This is a genomic window from Apibacter sp., assembly GCF_025291155.1.
Classification (GTDB): domain Bacteria; phylum Bacteroidota; class Bacteroidia; order Flavobacteriales; family Weeksellaceae; genus Apibacter.
Map to the genome: position 1 here is coordinate 1 of NZ_JAMBJZ010000050.1, position 15704 is coordinate 15704.

The 15704-nt window shown below is 34.8% G+C and carries 12 protein-coding genes; 6 read left to right on the forward strand and 6 right to left on the reverse strand.

Annotated elements, in window-relative coordinates:
- The first annotated feature begins 227 nt into the window (after positions 1 to 227).
- The 5 genes from thiL (at position 228) to M3Z80_RS06115 (ending at position 4380) form a co-directional block, all read left to right on the forward strand.
- Complete coding sequence (thiL, locus tag M3Z80_RS06095) at positions 228 to 1295, forward strand: thiamine-phosphate kinase (protein ID WP_293918540.1); 1068 nt, start codon at positions 228 to 230, stop codon at positions 1293 to 1295.
- Between the two features lie 94 nt (positions 1296 to 1389).
- A complete protein-coding gene (locus M3Z80_RS06100; RefSeq protein WP_293918542.1) occupies positions 1390 to 1947 on the forward strand; it encodes a 30S ribosomal protein S16 in 558 nt (185 codons plus the stop codon).
- 9 nt (positions 1948 to 1956) lie between these two features.
- Entirely contained in the window at positions 1957 to 2472 is a 516-nt protein-coding gene (rimM, locus tag M3Z80_RS06105) for a ribosome maturation factor RimM (protein WP_293918544.1), read from the forward strand.
- Positions 2473 to 2584: 112 nt separating this feature from the next.
- Entirely contained in the window at positions 2585 to 3538 is a 954-nt protein-coding gene (locus M3Z80_RS06110; RefSeq protein WP_293918546.1) for an acetyl-CoA carboxylase carboxyltransferase subunit alpha, read from the forward strand.
- Positions 3539 to 3732: 194 nt separating this feature from the next.
- The gene (locus tag M3Z80_RS06115; protein ID WP_293918548.1) at positions 3733 to 4380 is read left to right on the forward strand and encodes an HD domain-containing protein; all 648 of its coding nucleotides are present in this window, start codon (positions 3733 to 3735) and stop codon (positions 4378 to 4380) included.
- 162 nt (positions 4381 to 4542) lie between these two features.
- Here the strand turns inward: M3Z80_RS06115 and purB are convergent, their stop codons facing one another.
- From purB to M3Z80_RS06145, 6 genes are all read right to left on the reverse strand, one after another.
- Positions 4543 to 5970 carry an adenylosuccinate lyase gene (purB, locus tag M3Z80_RS06120; protein ID WP_293918550.1) on the reverse strand — a complete coding sequence of 476 codons (1428 nt, stop codon included), beginning with the start codon at positions 5968 to 5970 and terminating at the stop codon, positions 4543 to 4545.
- Between the two features lie 290 nt (positions 5971 to 6260).
- Entirely contained in the window at positions 6261 to 7625 is a 1365-nt protein-coding gene (locus tag M3Z80_RS06125) for a sensor histidine kinase (RefSeq protein ID WP_293918552.1), read from the reverse strand.
- An 8-nt stretch (positions 7626 to 7633) separates the two neighbouring features.
- A complete protein-coding gene (locus M3Z80_RS06130; protein ID WP_293918554.1) occupies positions 7634 to 8317 on the reverse strand; it encodes a response regulator transcription factor in 684 nt (227 codons plus the stop codon).
- A gap of 32 nt (positions 8318 to 8349) precedes the next feature.
- Positions 8350 to 11448 (reverse strand): efflux RND transporter permease subunit, encoded by a 3099-nt coding sequence (locus M3Z80_RS06135; RefSeq protein ID WP_293918556.1) that lies wholly within the window; start codon positions 11446 to 11448, stop codon positions 8350 to 8352.
- A 6-nt stretch (positions 11449 to 11454) separates the two neighbouring features.
- Positions 11455 to 12537: an efflux RND transporter periplasmic adaptor subunit gene (locus M3Z80_RS06140; RefSeq protein WP_293918557.1), complete on the reverse strand. Its 1083-nt coding sequence runs from the start codon at positions 12535 to 12537 to the stop codon at positions 11455 to 11457.
- Positions 12538 to 12542: 5 nt separating this feature from the next.
- Positions 12543 to 13829: a TolC family protein gene (locus tag M3Z80_RS06145; protein WP_293918559.1), complete on the reverse strand. Its 1287-nt coding sequence runs from the start codon at positions 13827 to 13829 to the stop codon at positions 12543 to 12545.
- 611 nt (positions 13830 to 14440) lie between these two features.
- Between M3Z80_RS06145 and M3Z80_RS06150 the strand changes: the two genes are divergently transcribed.
- The coding region (locus M3Z80_RS06150) for a hypothetical protein (protein WP_293918561.1) at positions 14441 to 15704 on the forward strand (1264 nt) is incomplete at its 3' end.

Below are 15704 nucleotides of genomic sequence, written 5' to 3' on the forward strand. Positions count from 1 at the left end.
CAGCCTCAAAAATTAATCCATTGTAAATCAATGGATTTTTTAATTTAATAGAAATAAGAAAACATAGCTTTTTATGAATTTTCATTCATAAAAAGCATATTTTTTGCAATCCTAATAATATTTCATAATTAAATATTTTTTTAATCGAAAAACAATCCTTTCTTCATATACATAGAAAAACCGTAAATTCGAAAATCAAATCTCAAATAAAAAAAGATACCTAAAAAATGCTTGATAATAAAAACCCATATAAAACTTCTATTTCAGAGTATGGTGAATTCGGACTTATCGACCATCTGACCAATAATTTTATTCCTAAAAATACTTCTACCCTAAAAGGTGTGGGAGACGATGCCGCTGTATTAGACCCTAAAGACAAAAAGGTATTGGTCTCAACCGATATGTTATTGGAAAATATACATTTTAACTTAGCTTACACTCCTTTAAAACATCTCGGATATAAGGCAGTAGTGATCGGATTAAGTGATTTAGTAGCCATGAACGCAACCCCGGAACAAATACTAGTTTCCATTGCTGTTTCCAATCGTTTTCCGGTAGAAGCTCTGGAAGAAATATATACAGGTATGCATTTGGCGTGTAAACATTATTCTATAGACTTGGTAGGTGGAGATACAGCCTCCTCACATTTAGGATTGGTAATAAATATCACCACCATTGGCTATGCCCATAAAGAGGAAATCGTTTATAGAAAAGGGGCCCAACCTAACGATCTTCTCGTAGTTAGCGGTGATTTAGGCGGCGCCTATTTTGGATTGCAGGTTTTGGAACGCGAAAATTCCGTATTTAAGGTTAATCCTAATCTCCAACCCGATTTATCAAGCTATACCTACATTCTGGAAAGACAACTAAAACCCGAAGCACGTACAGAAATCAAATCCCTGCTTAAAGAAATGGATATACATCCTACTTCAATGATTGATATATCTGACGGATTGGCTTCAGAAATCATCCATCTTTCACAACAAAGCAAGGTAGGTTTTTCCATTTATGAAGAAAAAATCCCCATGGACAGCCAAGTGATCACTACAGCAGAAGAATTTGGTATTAATCCTGTAACCGGTGTTTTAAACGGCGGCGAAGATTACGAAATTTTATTTACCATACCTATCGAAGATCATGATAAAATCAAACATAACCCTAATTTCACCATCATTGGGCATGCAACTGAAAATCAAGAAAATGTACTTATAACCAAAGGCAATACCCAACGCATTCCTTTAAACGCACAAGGTTGGGATGCCCATTTCTCGAAAAGCAAACAAGCTCCCGAATAATTTAATTATACACAAAAATTTGCAGTGATACTAAAACTAGTCGTATATTTGCAAACTTAATATTAATGGGGACGGGATCCCGAAACAAAAAAATATGGCAGTAAAAATTAGATTACAAAGACACGGTAAAAAAGGAAAACCGGTTTTCCACATTGTTGTGGCAGATTCACGAGCAAAAAGAGATGGTAAAAACATCGAAAAATTAGGAATTTATGTTCCTACTACCAATCCGGCAACTATCGAACTAAATGTTGACAGAGCCGTTAGTTGGTTAGAAAAAGGAGCTTTACCTACAGACACAGCAAAATCTATCCTTTCATACAAAGGAGCTTTATTGAAAAAGCACCTAAACGGGGGAGTAAAAAAAGGAGCTTTCTCCGCTGAAGAGGCAGAGAAAAAATTCCAAGCTTGGTTGGAAGAAAAAGAAAAAGCCATTCAAGCAAAAAAAGACAAATTAGCATCTTCCAAACAACAAGCGAAGAAAGAAAGGCTTGAAGCGGAAAGAAAAGTAAACGAAAGCCGTATTGCTGCACAACAAAAAGCAGAAGAAGCGGAAGCCAATGATGCCGAAGAAGTAGTAGAAGCTATTATCGCAGAAGATGAAGCAGCTACAGACGCCCAGGCAGAAACAAAAGAAGAACCAAAAGCTTAATATAGATTCATGCGATTAGAAGATTGTTACTATCTAGGCACAATCACTAAACCTCATGGTCTAAAGGGTCATCTGATAGTTAAAATTGACACCGATGAACCTGAAGCTTACCATAATTTGGAATCGGTATTTATTAATATCAATGAAATGCCGGTTCCTTTTTTCCTAAATGAATGTCAACTTTATACTAAAGATTCACTTCGCGTAAAATTTGAAGATTCATCTATCAATTTACAAGACTTAATAGGAACCGAGCTGTATCTTCCTTTAGATACCTTACCTGAATTGAAAGGAAAGCAATTTTATTATCACGAGGTCATAAATTTTTCTTTAGTAGATGAAAATCTGCAAAAGATAGGTGAAATCGTGGAAATAAATGACAACAGCGCACAAGCTCTTTTTGTCATCAAACTAGCGAACAATAAATTTATTTACATTCCCGTTATAAATGATTGGATTATTGAAGTAAATAAAATTGACCAATACATTTCAATGACTTTACCCGAAGGTATTTTGGATTTGTAATTAATTGGAAGATTATTTTTGAAAATACCCTTTTCTAAGTAGTTTCAAAAATGAGATTTGAATTTAATTTATTTAAAAGTTAGTATATTTTTTAGTCACTAATACTCATAAAATGGAATATTTAGATTTTGAATTGCCTATAAAAGAATTGGAAGACCAGCTAAAAAAATGTATCGAGCTAGGTCTTGAAAGCGGCATCGATATAAATTCCGCATGTAAAGAAATCGAAAAAAAAATTGAAAATACCAAACATCAAATATACGATAACCTAACTCCTTGGCAAACCGTACAACTTTCCCGCCATCCGTCTCGCCCCTACTCCTTAGATTATTGTAATGCTATTACGGACAATACCTTTATAGAATTACACGGAGATCGTAATTACGGGGATGATAAAGCCATGATCGGTGGATTAGGAAGAATAGACGGAAAAACCTTTATGATTATCGGACAACAAAAAGGAAAAAATACCAAAGAAAGACAATATCGTCGCTTCGGTATGCCCAATCCTGACGGTTACCGAAAAGCAATACGCTTGATGAAGGTTGCCGAAAAGTTTAACATTCCTATTTTGACCTTAATCGACACTCCGGGGGCCTATCCGGGATTAGATGCCGAAGAAAGAGGTCAAGGAGAAGCCATCGCCTATAACATCTCTCAGATGTGCCTTATTAAAGTGCCTATTATTTGCGTGGTAATTGGAGAAGGAGCCAGTGGAGGCGCTTTAGGAATTGGAGTAGGAAACAAAGTATACATGATGGAAAATACATGGTATTCTGTGATTTCCCCGGAAAGCTGCTCTTCTATCTTATTCAGAAGCTGGGAATATAAAGAAGTTGCTGCCGAAAATCTTCGCCTAACACCGAAAGATTCTCAAAAATTGGGAATCATCGACGGAATCATTAAAGAACCCTTGGGTGGTGCACATTATAACCCTCAAAAAGCATTTGATTCTCTTAAAAATCAAGTCCTAGAAGCCTTTAAAGAATTATCTAAAATGTCTCCAGACCAATTGGTAGAACATAGACAAAATAAATTTATCGATATGGGAGTCTTCAGCGGATAACCAACCCAATATCTATCAAAATAATTTAAAAACGATAATAAGCACCCATAAATAATTTGGGTGCTTTTTTATAGCGGAAAAATTAAGTATTTAGAACTTCTTTGTAAGATTTATCAGGAACAAATGCTAGGAACAAATCGCAAAATCGAAATTTTATGGGATATTAATTTTGCTAAAAAATAGTAAATTTAGCTATGGAATTAGAGAAATCGATACAAATCATTCAAACATATATTAAGAAAAAGCTATTCGAAGATAATAGCGGCCACGACTATTGGCATATGGAAAGAGTTGTGACCAATGCTGAGAAAATATTGCTTTATGAGCCGGCGGATCGTTCGAAGGTTTTATTGGCTGCATGGTTGCATGACATTGGAGATTATAAGCTCCACAATGGAATCGATCGTACTGAAGAAACGGTATATCCCTTATTGTCTTCCTTAGGTTATGAAGACACTTATATAAAATCAATTCTAAAGATTATACAAGAAGTTTCTTACAAGGGCGGACACAACACCCCACCATCCACTATAGAGGCTAAAATCGTTCAGGATGCCGACCGATTAGACGCTATCGGTGCGATAGGAATAGCCCGGGCTTTTGCTTATGGAGGCAGTAAAGGCCGTGCATTGTTTAATCCGGAAGAAAAGCCTATGGAGTATACAGAAAGCAGTTCCTATCAAAAAAATACATCCTGTACGATCAATCATTTTTACGAGAAGCTATTGAAGTTGAAAGATTTGATGAATACAGATATTGCCAAAGAAATGGCAAGAGAGAGACATCGTTTTATGGAGAAATTCTTAAAAGAATTTTATAAAGAAACAGGTACGGAAACTTAAAATTATGATAGATGTTGTTTTTCACCACTGAAAACCACTAGGCAACCTGATATTTTTATTTTGCTTAAGACTAAGCAAATCGAATGGAAATATTTAGTTTAGTTTAGTTTAAATTATTTATTTAAATCACAGCTGCCTTAGTGGTCGTTCAGTATATAAATTTTACACTTTTAAATCGGAATTTATCCCTAAAAGATGTTGGTATTTTACTAATATCGGGTTGACTTCCTCATCTAAAAATTCTTCTGTTTGCTCAGGTGCAAAACCAATGAAATTAGATGGATTTACAATCCGCATCAATTTTTCTTTATCAATATTTATTTTTTCATCAGTTAAGATTCTATCAAGTAAATCATTGGGCTTTCCTTCTGTTTTAACCGTTTTTGCTGCTTCCATGGAATGCTTACGGATTATTTCATGAAGCTCTTGACGGTCTCCTCCATTTTTTACTCCTTCCATAATTATATATTCGGTAGCCATAAACGGAAGCTCTTCATTAATATGTTTTTCAATCATTTTAGGATATACAACCAAGCCGTCTAAAATATTATTCCAAATAATCAATAGGGCATCTGTTGCTAAAAATGCTTGCGGAATGCTCAATCTTTTATTAGCCGAATCGTCTAGCGTTCGTTCAAACCATTGCGTAGCGGCCACCATCGCGGGTGAAGTTGCTAAGGAAATAACGAATTTAGCTAGGGAAGAAATCCTTTCGGAACGCATCGGATTGCGTTTATAAGCCATAGCACTGGAACCGATCTGGTTCTTTTCAAAAGGTTCTTCTATTTCTTTTAAACTTTGCAGCAAACGTAAATCATTGGTAAATTTATGTGCCGACTGGGCTATATTGGAAAGCACTTCCAACACTTGGGCATCTATTTTACGGTCATAGGTCTGCCCGCTTACTTTAAAAACTTTTTTAAATCCGAATTTTTCGGACAATTTCCTATCCAGCTCTTTAACTTTTGAAAAATCTCCGTCAAATAATTCTTTAAAGCTGGCAGCTGTACCCGTCGTTCCTTTAACACCTCTGAAACGCAAGGTTTGTAGGCGAAATTCCAAGTCTTCCAAATCTAACAATACAGACTGCAACCAAAGAGTGGCCCGTTTTCCAATGGTTGTTAATTGTGCCGGTTGAAAATGTGTAAATCCTAAGGTCGGATGGTCTTTATATGTAAGGGCAAATGAATGCAATCCTTTAATTACATTTACCAATTTTATCTTTATTAGCTCAAAACCATCGCGTATTTGAATAAGATCCGTATTATCCCCTACAAAGGCAGAAGTAGCCCCTAAGTGAATGATAGGACGGGCAGCCGGTGCTGCATCTCCATAAGCATGTACATGCGCCATCACATCATGACGAAATTTCTTTTCGTATTCATTGGCCTTTGCATAGTCAATGTGGTTCACTTGATCTTTAAGCTCTTTAATTTGCTCATCCGAGATATCCAAGCCTAATTCTTTTTGTATTTCTGCCAAAGCAAGCCACAGTTTCCTCCAGGTAGTAAATTTTTTTTCCGGCGAAAAATTATATAACATTTCATCACTACAATATCGGCTTTCTAATGGGTTTTGATACTTATTCATGATATAGTTTCTTCGTTTCATTCAAAAATTCACTTCAAAAGTAAGGATTTAAATTAAGATGAACCTCGCAAAATATAAATTTAAAATGGAAGACCCATCGTAAGAATATATCCTTCTCTCCTACTTCACTTCTATTGTAACAAATTTCAAACCTATACGGAAGGGTTTCCGTTATAATTTGGAACGGCGAATTAATTTCAGTTCCACCTTGCTTACTAAATTAACGGTTACCCGAAGAATGCTTACTTTTTGACTTAACAATTAACAGTTTGAACTAATACGATTGTGAATTATTCTCTATTTACTCCATTAAATATCAAGGTTATTTGAGTTCCTTGATTTTCTTCGGATTTAATTGTATAGTGTATATTGTTTTTTTCTAATATGCGTAATGCTATGGACAATCCTATTCCCATCCCTGAAACTTTGCCGGTATTATCTGCTCGATAAAAAGGACGACTTATTTCATCTAACTGCCTTTCCGGAATTCCGATTCCGTGATCTTGTATCAACAAATGCAATCGTTGGTCTCTTTTGTAGAGCTTAATGTGTACTAATTTTCTTTGGGAAAATTTAACCGCATTTTCGATTAAGTTAAACAATGCTATAAATAACTGTGTTTTATCAATGTTTATGAAAAGAAGTTCTACATGCTCGGTGGTTATATCTAAGGTATAATCTATAAGATCGCTACAATCGGGGTATTTATCGGAAACACGTTTTATAATTTCAAAAATAAGTTCGTCTATGCGTATTTGTTCTGAAATATCCGTATTCTTACGCAAATCAGATACGATGAGTAAAATATCTAGTATTTCTTGTAGCTGATGTATTTCTTCCATCAGTGTTTGTGTGAGCTTATGGTATTCTTCGGGGGTACGATTTTTCATGGAAAATACCTCCAAATTTCCTTGTATGGCAGCCAATGGTGTTTTAAACTCATGAGAAACATAGCTGACAAAATTTTGTTGTATTTTGATTGAATCGGATATTTTTCTGAGCAGTTTGTTAAAGGTATCGGTAAGGTCATGCAATTCGTCTTTAACATATTTACCGCTTGTTTTTAATTCCATGTTTTCTCCGGGAGACATACTCTTTACCTGATTTATAGCTTCCCGTATCGGTCGATAGGCTATGTGGGCAATCCATCGATTTAATAAAACGGTAACTAATAATCCTAAGATGAAGGCGGAGACCAAAATTCCAATTAGGGGATTAATGTATTGATACACATCATGTTTATTCTCTTTAACGATGATAACAAAATTTCCTTCGTTATCATTATAATACATCCCGTAGCATAAAAAATTTGGGGTGGAAAAGGTGAGTCTTTTTTTGGATCGTATTTCATCGATTAGACTTTCAGATATATCGCGAACGGTTCCGTATTTTAGTTGGTTCTGATCGTCATAAATTTCAAAATACGGATTATTAATTTTTTCGTATTGCTTTTTTATTTTCTGAAATTCATTAACACTTATTTCGTCTTCTTCAAAAAAATAATATCCGATAATTTGAGCAGTTTTTTCCAGATTCCTGTATACGGAATTTTCAATGCTTCTTTTGTAAAATCCGAAAATAAGGAGAGCAACCACGATAAAAACGATTCCCCAAAAACCGGAACTGAGTAGGCTTAGTCGTGTTTGTATTTTCATTGATGATTTTATAAAGATTTAATACGGTATCCTCTTCCTTTAATGGTCTCTATGATTTTATCTTTTTCGTCCTCTCCGTCAATTTTATTTCGCAAATAGGAAATATACACATCTACTATATTTGTGTTTATATCATGGTTAATTCCCCAAACGCTGGTGAGAATTTGGGTGCGAGTGACTACTTTATTTTTGTTTTCCATCAGGAATTTGAGCAATTTGAATTCGAGAATGGTAAGGATGATCTCTTTGTCTCCTTTTAAAATTTTATGCTCATCCAAATACATTTTTAAATCTCCACATACCAGAATGTCCTTAGATAAATCATAATTTATTTTACGTCTTCTGTCCAAGGCATAGATTCGTGCTACTAATTCTTTAAAATGGAAAGGCTTGGTTAGATAATCATCGGCTCCATAACTTAATGCTTTAACTTTATCATCGGGATCTCCCAATGCGCTAATCACTAAAACAGGAGTAGTTATTTTTTTATATCGAATATATTGTAACAATTCCATTCCGTCAATATCTGGCAACATAATATCCAACAAGATAATATTCCAACCGGGTTCGTGTAAACGTCTTCTGGCATCAACTCCATTTTCTACCAATGTTACCGAAAAGCCGCTTTCTTCCAGCCCTTTGACCATAAACTCACTGATCTTCTTATTATCTTCAATCAATAACAACTCCATATTTTAATTTTTTGCTTCTTAAAGTTACTATTTTATGATTTAATTCTTCGCTTCTTTCTGTAAGCAAAGTAAAAAATTTGTGGTAAAATAGTAAAAGATAAAAGCATACATATTATAATACCTCCAACAATCATAATTGCCAATGGCTTTTGTACTTCTGAACCCATTCCATTGGACATGGCTGCAGGTAGCAATCCCATGGAACCCATAAGGGCAATCATCAATACGGGACGTATTCTGCTTTTTACGGCACTGTCTATAGCCAGTCTTAAATTTCCCGTCGTATTCATCTTTTTCTTCATTAGGGCTATTAGCAAAATACTGTCAATGGCAGTAATTCCAAATAATATAATAAAGCCTATCCCTGCTGAAATACCAAAAATAGTACCGGTCAGCCAAAGGGAAATAAATCCTCCGATAAAAGCATAAGGCATTGCACTGGCAGCAATCAAAGTATCTTTGATGGTTCTGAAATTCATATAAAGCAAGAATAATATCAATATTAATGCACAAGGAACTATAATCATCAATCGTTGAGTCGCTCTTTGTTGGCTTTCAAACTCTCCTGCCCAAACCATACGATTACCGCGACCTAACTTAACTACTTGATTTACTTTTTCTTGCGCTTCTTTGATCGTAGATCCTAAATCACGATCGCGAACACTAAATCCAACTCCTATATATCTGCTGCTTCCATCTCTGTAAATAAAGGTGGGACCGGTTACAAATTTTATATCAGCAATTTCTTTTAAAGGCACATGTTTTCCGTCCATCGTCGGAATTAAAATTTCTCCGATCTTGTCTTCGTTATCTCTGTATTCCTTTTGAAATCTAACTCTTACATCAAATATTTTTTCTCCTTCGTAAAATTGGGTTGCTGCTTTTCCTCCAATAGCCATTTCTACCACTGCCTGAGCGTCAGCCATTGAAACTGCATAACGTGCCATGCGATCTTCAGACAATCGTATTTGCAATTCGGGTAATCCGATGCTCCTAAATACGTTTACGTCTTCTACTCCTTTCACTTTTTCAATGACGGAGGCCGCCTTATCTGCAATTTGTTCTAGATTTTGGAGGTCATCTCCATATATTTTAATTACGAGTGAACTTTTTACTCCCGCTACGTATTCTTCTACATTATCTTGAATCGGCTGACTAAATCCGAAAACCGTACCGGGATAAATATCTAAGGAATCTTTCATCTCTCGGATTAGTTCCTCTTTCTTTATTTTCTTTTTCCATTGATTTTCAGGCTTTAGTTGTGCATGGAATTCTATATTAAAAAATCCGGTAGGGTCTGTACCGTCATTGGGACGTCCTGTTTGCGATAATACAAATTGTACTTCATCGAAGCTTCTCAGCTTCTTCTTCATCTGTTTAGTAATTTTCACAGATTCGTCAAGATTAATGCTGTTGGGCAGAGTTGCTCGTATGTAAATAGCGCCTTCATTCATACTTGGGATAAATTCTGTCCCCCAAAAGCTAAATCGGATGACACATAAGAGGAGTAGTATGCAAAATGCAATAATGCTTCCTTTGCGGTGACGAGAGGCAAATTCATAAATTTTATATAGTCCTGAAGAGAAGGTCTTACTAATCAGATTCGTTTTTTCTTTAACCGGTTTTGTAAGTAATACCTTACACATTACCGGTACGTAGGTCAAAGATAAAATTAGCGAGCCTAATAAGGCATATCCTAATGTGAAGGCTAAGGGTGAAAACATCTTTCCTTCCACTTTCTGAAATGAAAAGATTGGAAACAAGGCAACTACTAAAATCACTTGTGCAAAGAATATGTGAGAAGCAACTCCCCCAGCGCTTTTTTTAATGAGACCACCTTTCGAAGTTTTTATGAAACGCTCTCCTCCCAGCTCTTCTGTCCGTTTTACCATCGAGACAAATATAATTTCCACGATAACCAAGGTACCTTCTAATAACAATCCGAAATCGAGTGCTCCCATAGAGATAAGATTGGCCGGTAGCCCCTGTATGCGAAGCATAATAATGGCAAATAAAAAAGATAACGGAATTACAGTTGCTACAATTACTGTTGTTCTCCAATTGAATAAGAAAATAAATACAACTATGGATACCAACGTTATACCTTCAATTAAGTTTTTCATAACGGTATGTACCGTTGCATCGACTAAGGTGGTACGATCCAAAAAAGGTTCTATTTTTACATTTTCGGGTAAAATTCGATCATTTAAATCTGCAATTTTTACTTTCAAATTTTTGATAACATCTCCGGGATTCTGTCCTCTTAGCATCACTACAATTCCCTGAACCACATCGTCTCGATCATCAAAACCTACTTGTCCTAATCGTGGTTTTGACGAAACAGAAACTGTTGCCACTTGTTTTACTCGTATCGGAGTGCTTCCTTTTACCTCAATCAATATATTTTCAATATCCTTAATGTTATCCAATAACCCAACGCCTCGCACCACGTAAGCCTGGCTCCCTTTCTGGATAACATCTCCTCCCACATTTATATTGCTCTTGGAAATTGCTTCATAGACTTCTAAAGGAGAAAGTCCGTAATTTGACAACTCTGTAGGATTAACTTTTATTTCATAGCATTTTTCTTCTCCTCCAAAACTTACAATACTGGCAACCCCAGGAACCGATAATAGCTCTCGTTCTACGACCCATTCATTGAGTGCGGAAACTTCACGAACCGGCAAATCGCTTTTAAGGGTGTATCGGTAGATTTCCCCGGTAGCGCCGGAAGGCGGTTCTATAGAAGGATCTGCGCCTTCGGGTAGGTTCAGGTCCTGCATACGGTTTGAGGCATATTGTTGGGCAAAAAAATCGTCTACTCCATCCTCAAAAATAACAGTAACCACCGATAAGCCGAAAAGTGAGGTAGATCGTACATCAGTCTTTTTAGGAATGGTATTCATTTCCCTCATTATGGGAAGCGTTACGAACTTTTCAATTTCTTCGGCACTTCTTCCGGGCCATTGAGTTATGATTCTTACCCTTGTGTTGGTAACATCGGGATATGCTTCAATAGGTGTGTTTATGTAGCATACTATTCCCGCTATAAAAAGTATTACACTAAGAAATAGTATCAATAGGTGATTCCTTAATGAAAAAGCTATACATTTTTCAACAAACTTATGCATGTTTTGTTATTTGTTTTTTAATCCTGAATAAATGAGTAATTGATTTTTTACCACCACATTTTCTCCTTCGGAAAGCCCAGATAATACATAGGCCGTTTCTTCATTGTGACCTTGAAGCTGCACTTCTTTTACTTTGAAATTTTCTTTGGATTCTTCTACAATAACGTAGTATTTATCATCATCGAAAATAAGAGCGCTTATTGGTATGGAAACTTTCATATTTTCGGTATTGTTTTTTAGCTTTATAGTCATGGACATTTCGGGCTTAAATTTTAAATCTGAATTTTCCATGATAATTCGAGCTTTCAATACTTTTTCTTCGGTATCGAAAACTTGGGATACGGATTGTATGGTTCCCTGAAACACTTCTCCCGGATAAGACAAAGAGGTCATTTCTACCGGCATTCCTACTTTCACAAATTGTAAATTACTTGCATATACATTGGCGATTACCCATACTTTACTAAGGTCTGCAACTGTAAATATTGGCTCTGCGTCGGGGGAAATAGTGCTTCCTGAGGTAATATTTTTGCTGATTATATATCCGCTCATCGGAGAAAGGATTGAAGAAGCTCCACTACTGTTAGAGCCTATAACGGACATATCTGTGTGAACTCTTCTTAAGGCCGCTTCCGCTTGTTTTACTTTTCCTCTTGCTTCTACTAATTCACTTTCTGACAACATATTGTCTTTATACATGGATTCAGCGCTTTTCAATTCTCTTCTTGCAACTTCCAACTCAGATTGCAAACTAGATTTTTCGGAATGTAATGAGTTAACTTCCAAACTTTTGACATTTGCCAAAACTTGTCCGCGTTTTACCTGATCTCCCAATGAAAAATATGTTTTTGTTACTACTCCATTTATCAAGGGCACATAGTTTACAATCTTATCCGGATCGTATTCTACTTTTCCTGTAAGCGTAAGCTCCTCTTCTTGTGGCTTTAATTCTGCTTTTATCGTCTTTACATGCTTTAAGAAAGACTGATTTATTGCCGGATCGTCCTGAACTTTTGTGTCTTTATCTTTGACACCGGTGCAGGATAACGCAAGTGCCAGACTTGAAAGTAGGTAAATATTTTTTTTCATGGGATTTATCTTATTTCTTTTCCAACGGTATATTGTAATTCTTCAAATTGTGTATATAGATTTTTGCGTGTATTTAGTAGGGTTTCTTTATTGGTTTTATATGCTTCAATGAAGTCTATAAATTCGAGCATACTTATATTTCTGCTCATTAGATTTCTGGTATAGGCATCAAGCATTGAGTCTAAATCATCGGAGATATTTTCTTTTTGAATATCTTTAAATAAATGATAGGTTGCGGAATAGTTATTATAGGCTTCCGAAATTTCTTGCTGTGCTGTATTTACTACTTGTTGGGCTTGATATTTACTTTGTTCTTTGTTTACCTGGGCTATTTTTATATTTCCTTGATTTCTGTTTAGAAAAGGAAGATCAAAGCTTACTCCGAACCCTATAAAATCTTTCCAGGGTGCGCTGATGCGGTCGTAGTTTACAGCAAAGGTAAGATCCGGTACTTTTTGTGATTTTTCGTATATGAGATCTTTGTCAAAGTAATCGATCTGCAAATTAGCTATTTTTATATCGGGTCTGCTTTCTGATGCTTCTTCTAAAATTTTTGGTAATAATATATCATCCGGATTTTTAACTTCATTGTTTTCCTCTATTATTTCAACTGTATTAACGGGTGGAATATTCAACAAACTTTTTATAATTTTCTGTTGTTCATTGAAATTGTTTTTTACTTCATAGATTTCTCCATTTAGTTCGAGTTGTGATGACTGGAGGCGTATAAGGTCTTTTTTGGCTATATTCCCTTGAGCTACTTGATTTTTATAGGCAGCAACCAGCCTTGAAAGGGCCTCTTGCTGATGACTGAGTATTTTTTGATAAGACTGTAAATATAGGATCTCTTGGAGTGATTTTCTAACTTCTAGTTTTAAGCCTCGTAGGGTTTCTTCAAATTCCTGCACAGCTATTTCTTTTGAAACCTTTTCCCTATTTATCAATTTACCTCTTTTTCTTGCCGTTTTTACCAGTTGGCTGAGCTCCATGGTAAATTCTGTATTTTTAGCAAATTTTCCGAAAAGTGCCGGAATTTGCTCTTGTTCTCGCTGAGATTTAGTGCTCCATAAATTTACATCGCCTAAGGAAAAGTTAGGATTATCCCATAATTTTGCCTGTACAATGGATGCCTCGGCTGCATCGATGTTCATTTTTTCGGCTAATAATTGTAAATTTTGCCTAAGAAACAAGGCTTCTGCCTGCGATTGGGTCAAACGTATAACTTCTGCTGTTTGTGCAAATGTTATGCTTGTTATGAAAATGCAGACGAATAATAAACCGTATTTACGCATTATAAGAGTGTTATTTTTGTCTTCAAAACAAAATTATTTCTTATATATTAAAGGACGATTTGACCCAGGTTATATTTACGTTAATACAAGATTAGAAATAGATTAGAAAAAAAATGAATTTATAAATTAAGTACTCCGAATTATCTTAGATTTTAAATATTCAATGTTGTACTTTATAAAAAAACAATAATTATAAATTGTAATTAAATTTCAAAAAAATTGACTCTCTACCTTAATTCTATAATGATTTTTAATTATTTTTTTTATACAAGAGCCTATAAGTTTTTTTAATTTATCTATAAAATAGATAAGTTTCATTCATAAAGAATTTACTAAAATTCTTCATTTAAATCTTAAATATATTGTTTTAATAAAATAAAAAAAATTTAACATTTATAAAAAAAAATCACATAATTTATAAATATATTAATTTATTTTCAAAATAAATAATTAAATTTGAAATAATTATTATTATAATTCAATTAACACTAATATTACTCTATATGCATAATTTTATTTAAACACTTAAAAACTAAAATAAAAACCTTAAAATTATTTATATCATTAAAACACTTTTACATTAATAATCTTTTAATAAATAATCTCAATGTATGAAAACTAAATTTATTTTTTTAGGAATGCTATTAATTACTTTATCCGTATATAGCCAAGTCGGCGTAAATACAGATAACCCCAAAGCTATCTTCCATGTAGATGGAGCCAAGGATAATCCGAAAGTGGGTGACCCTACTCCTGCTCAGCAAACCAATGATTTTGTAATTACTAATAATGGAAGTGTAGGTATAGGAACCAATACCCCAGATTCTTCTTCAATTTTTGAAATAAATGTTGACAATTTAAATCCTGGATATAAAAAAGGTTTTTTAGGCCCTCGTGTTTCTTTAATCTCATCTACTGATAGCACAACTATTCCTAAACCGGCTAAGGGCTTATTAGTTTATAATGATGGAGCAAATGATAGCTTTCCTTATACTGGTTATACAGTTTGGATAGGAAATCAATGGGTTACGTTAGATTCACGTCCACTGATTTCAGCAAGTGTAGAAAGTATTACGTGTAATTCCGTGTTGATTAATCCGAGAACATATACTTTAAATGTTCCTTATAACGGTATTATGACAGTACCTTATACAGGAGGAAACCAAGGTATATACGGAGCACAAAAAATAGGCCCGATAAATGGCTTAACAGCCACTCTTGATCCAGGACATTTGAATAAAGGAAGTGGTGTTATACAGTATAATATTACAGGTACGCCAACAAGTTCCAGTCCTAATACCACTACTTTTGAAATTAAAATTGGTGGACAAAATTGTAGTGCAAAAGTGGGTATGGGAGACGATTTAGCGGTGGGTGAAAAAATAGCTTATATTAGCCCAAATATTGATCCAAGTATAGGAGATCCTACTGGTTATTGGGGAAGTCATAACAATTTGCCAGACTATTTTTTAAGTAAATATATTAATAATTTACCAGTCCTTGATGGAAAGATAAGGCTGGATATATATTTATTAGACAATGCTAATAGAGCTTCTGGTACTGTTACTTATAATCCTCGGCTAGTAAATATATCATCATCTCCTGTCAAAGTTTGGTATTCGACTTTAGCCAGTGCAACCATTACTTCAGGTTCAAATATAGTAATAGCTCCAAATAATTTTGCAGATTTAGATGATGGTGTGTATGGAAATGCCGGAAAAAATCAATCCTTATCGGCACCACCAACAGCAGGTATTGTAGGTACTAGCAACGATTTGGAAGTAATTATGGTACAACTAGTCGTTGATAAAAAATGGTATAGAATTTTTTATTTTGTAATAGTTGACAACAATGATACACCAGATAATGTTTCCG

Bases quoted from the DNA above. Each gene is read 5' to 3' on its own strand.
- M3Z80_RS06115 (WP_293918548.1), top strand. From the start codon at position 3,733: ATGGAATTAGAGAAATCGATACAAATCATTCAAACATATATTAAGAAA.
- M3Z80_RS06100 (WP_293918542.1), top strand. From the start codon at position 1,390: ATGGCAGTAAAAATTAGATTACAAAGACACGGTAAAAAAGGAAAACCG.
- purB (WP_293918550.1), bottom strand. From the start codon at position 5,970: ATGAATAAGTATCAAAACCCATTAGAAAGCCGATATTGTAGTGATGAA.
- M3Z80_RS06140 (WP_293918557.1), bottom strand. From the start codon at position 12,537: ATGAAAAAAAATATTTACCTACTTTCAAGTCTGGCACTTGCGTTATCC.
- thiL (WP_293918540.1), top strand. From the start codon at position 228: ATGCTTGATAATAAAAACCCATATAAAACTTCTATTTCAGAGTATGGT.
- M3Z80_RS06145 (WP_293918559.1), bottom strand. From the start codon at position 13,829: ATGCGTAAATACGGTTTATTATTCGTCTGCATTTTCATAACAAGCATA.
- M3Z80_RS06130 (WP_293918554.1), bottom strand. From the start codon at position 8,317: ATGGAGTTGTTATTGATTGAAGATAATAAGAAGATCAGTGAGTTTATG.
- M3Z80_RS06135 (WP_293918556.1), bottom strand. From the start codon at position 11,448: ATGCATAAGTTTGTTGAAAAATGTATAGCTTTTTCATTAAGGAATCAC.
- M3Z80_RS06110 (WP_293918546.1), top strand. From the start codon at position 2,585: ATGGAATATTTAGATTTTGAATTGCCTATAAAAGAATTGGAAGACCAG.
- rimM (WP_293918544.1), top strand. From the start codon at position 1,957: ATGCGATTAGAAGATTGTTACTATCTAGGCACAATCACTAAACCTCAT.
- M3Z80_RS06125 (WP_293918552.1), bottom strand. From the start codon at position 7,625: ATGAAAATACAAACACGACTAAGCCTACTCAGTTCCGGTTTTTGGGGA.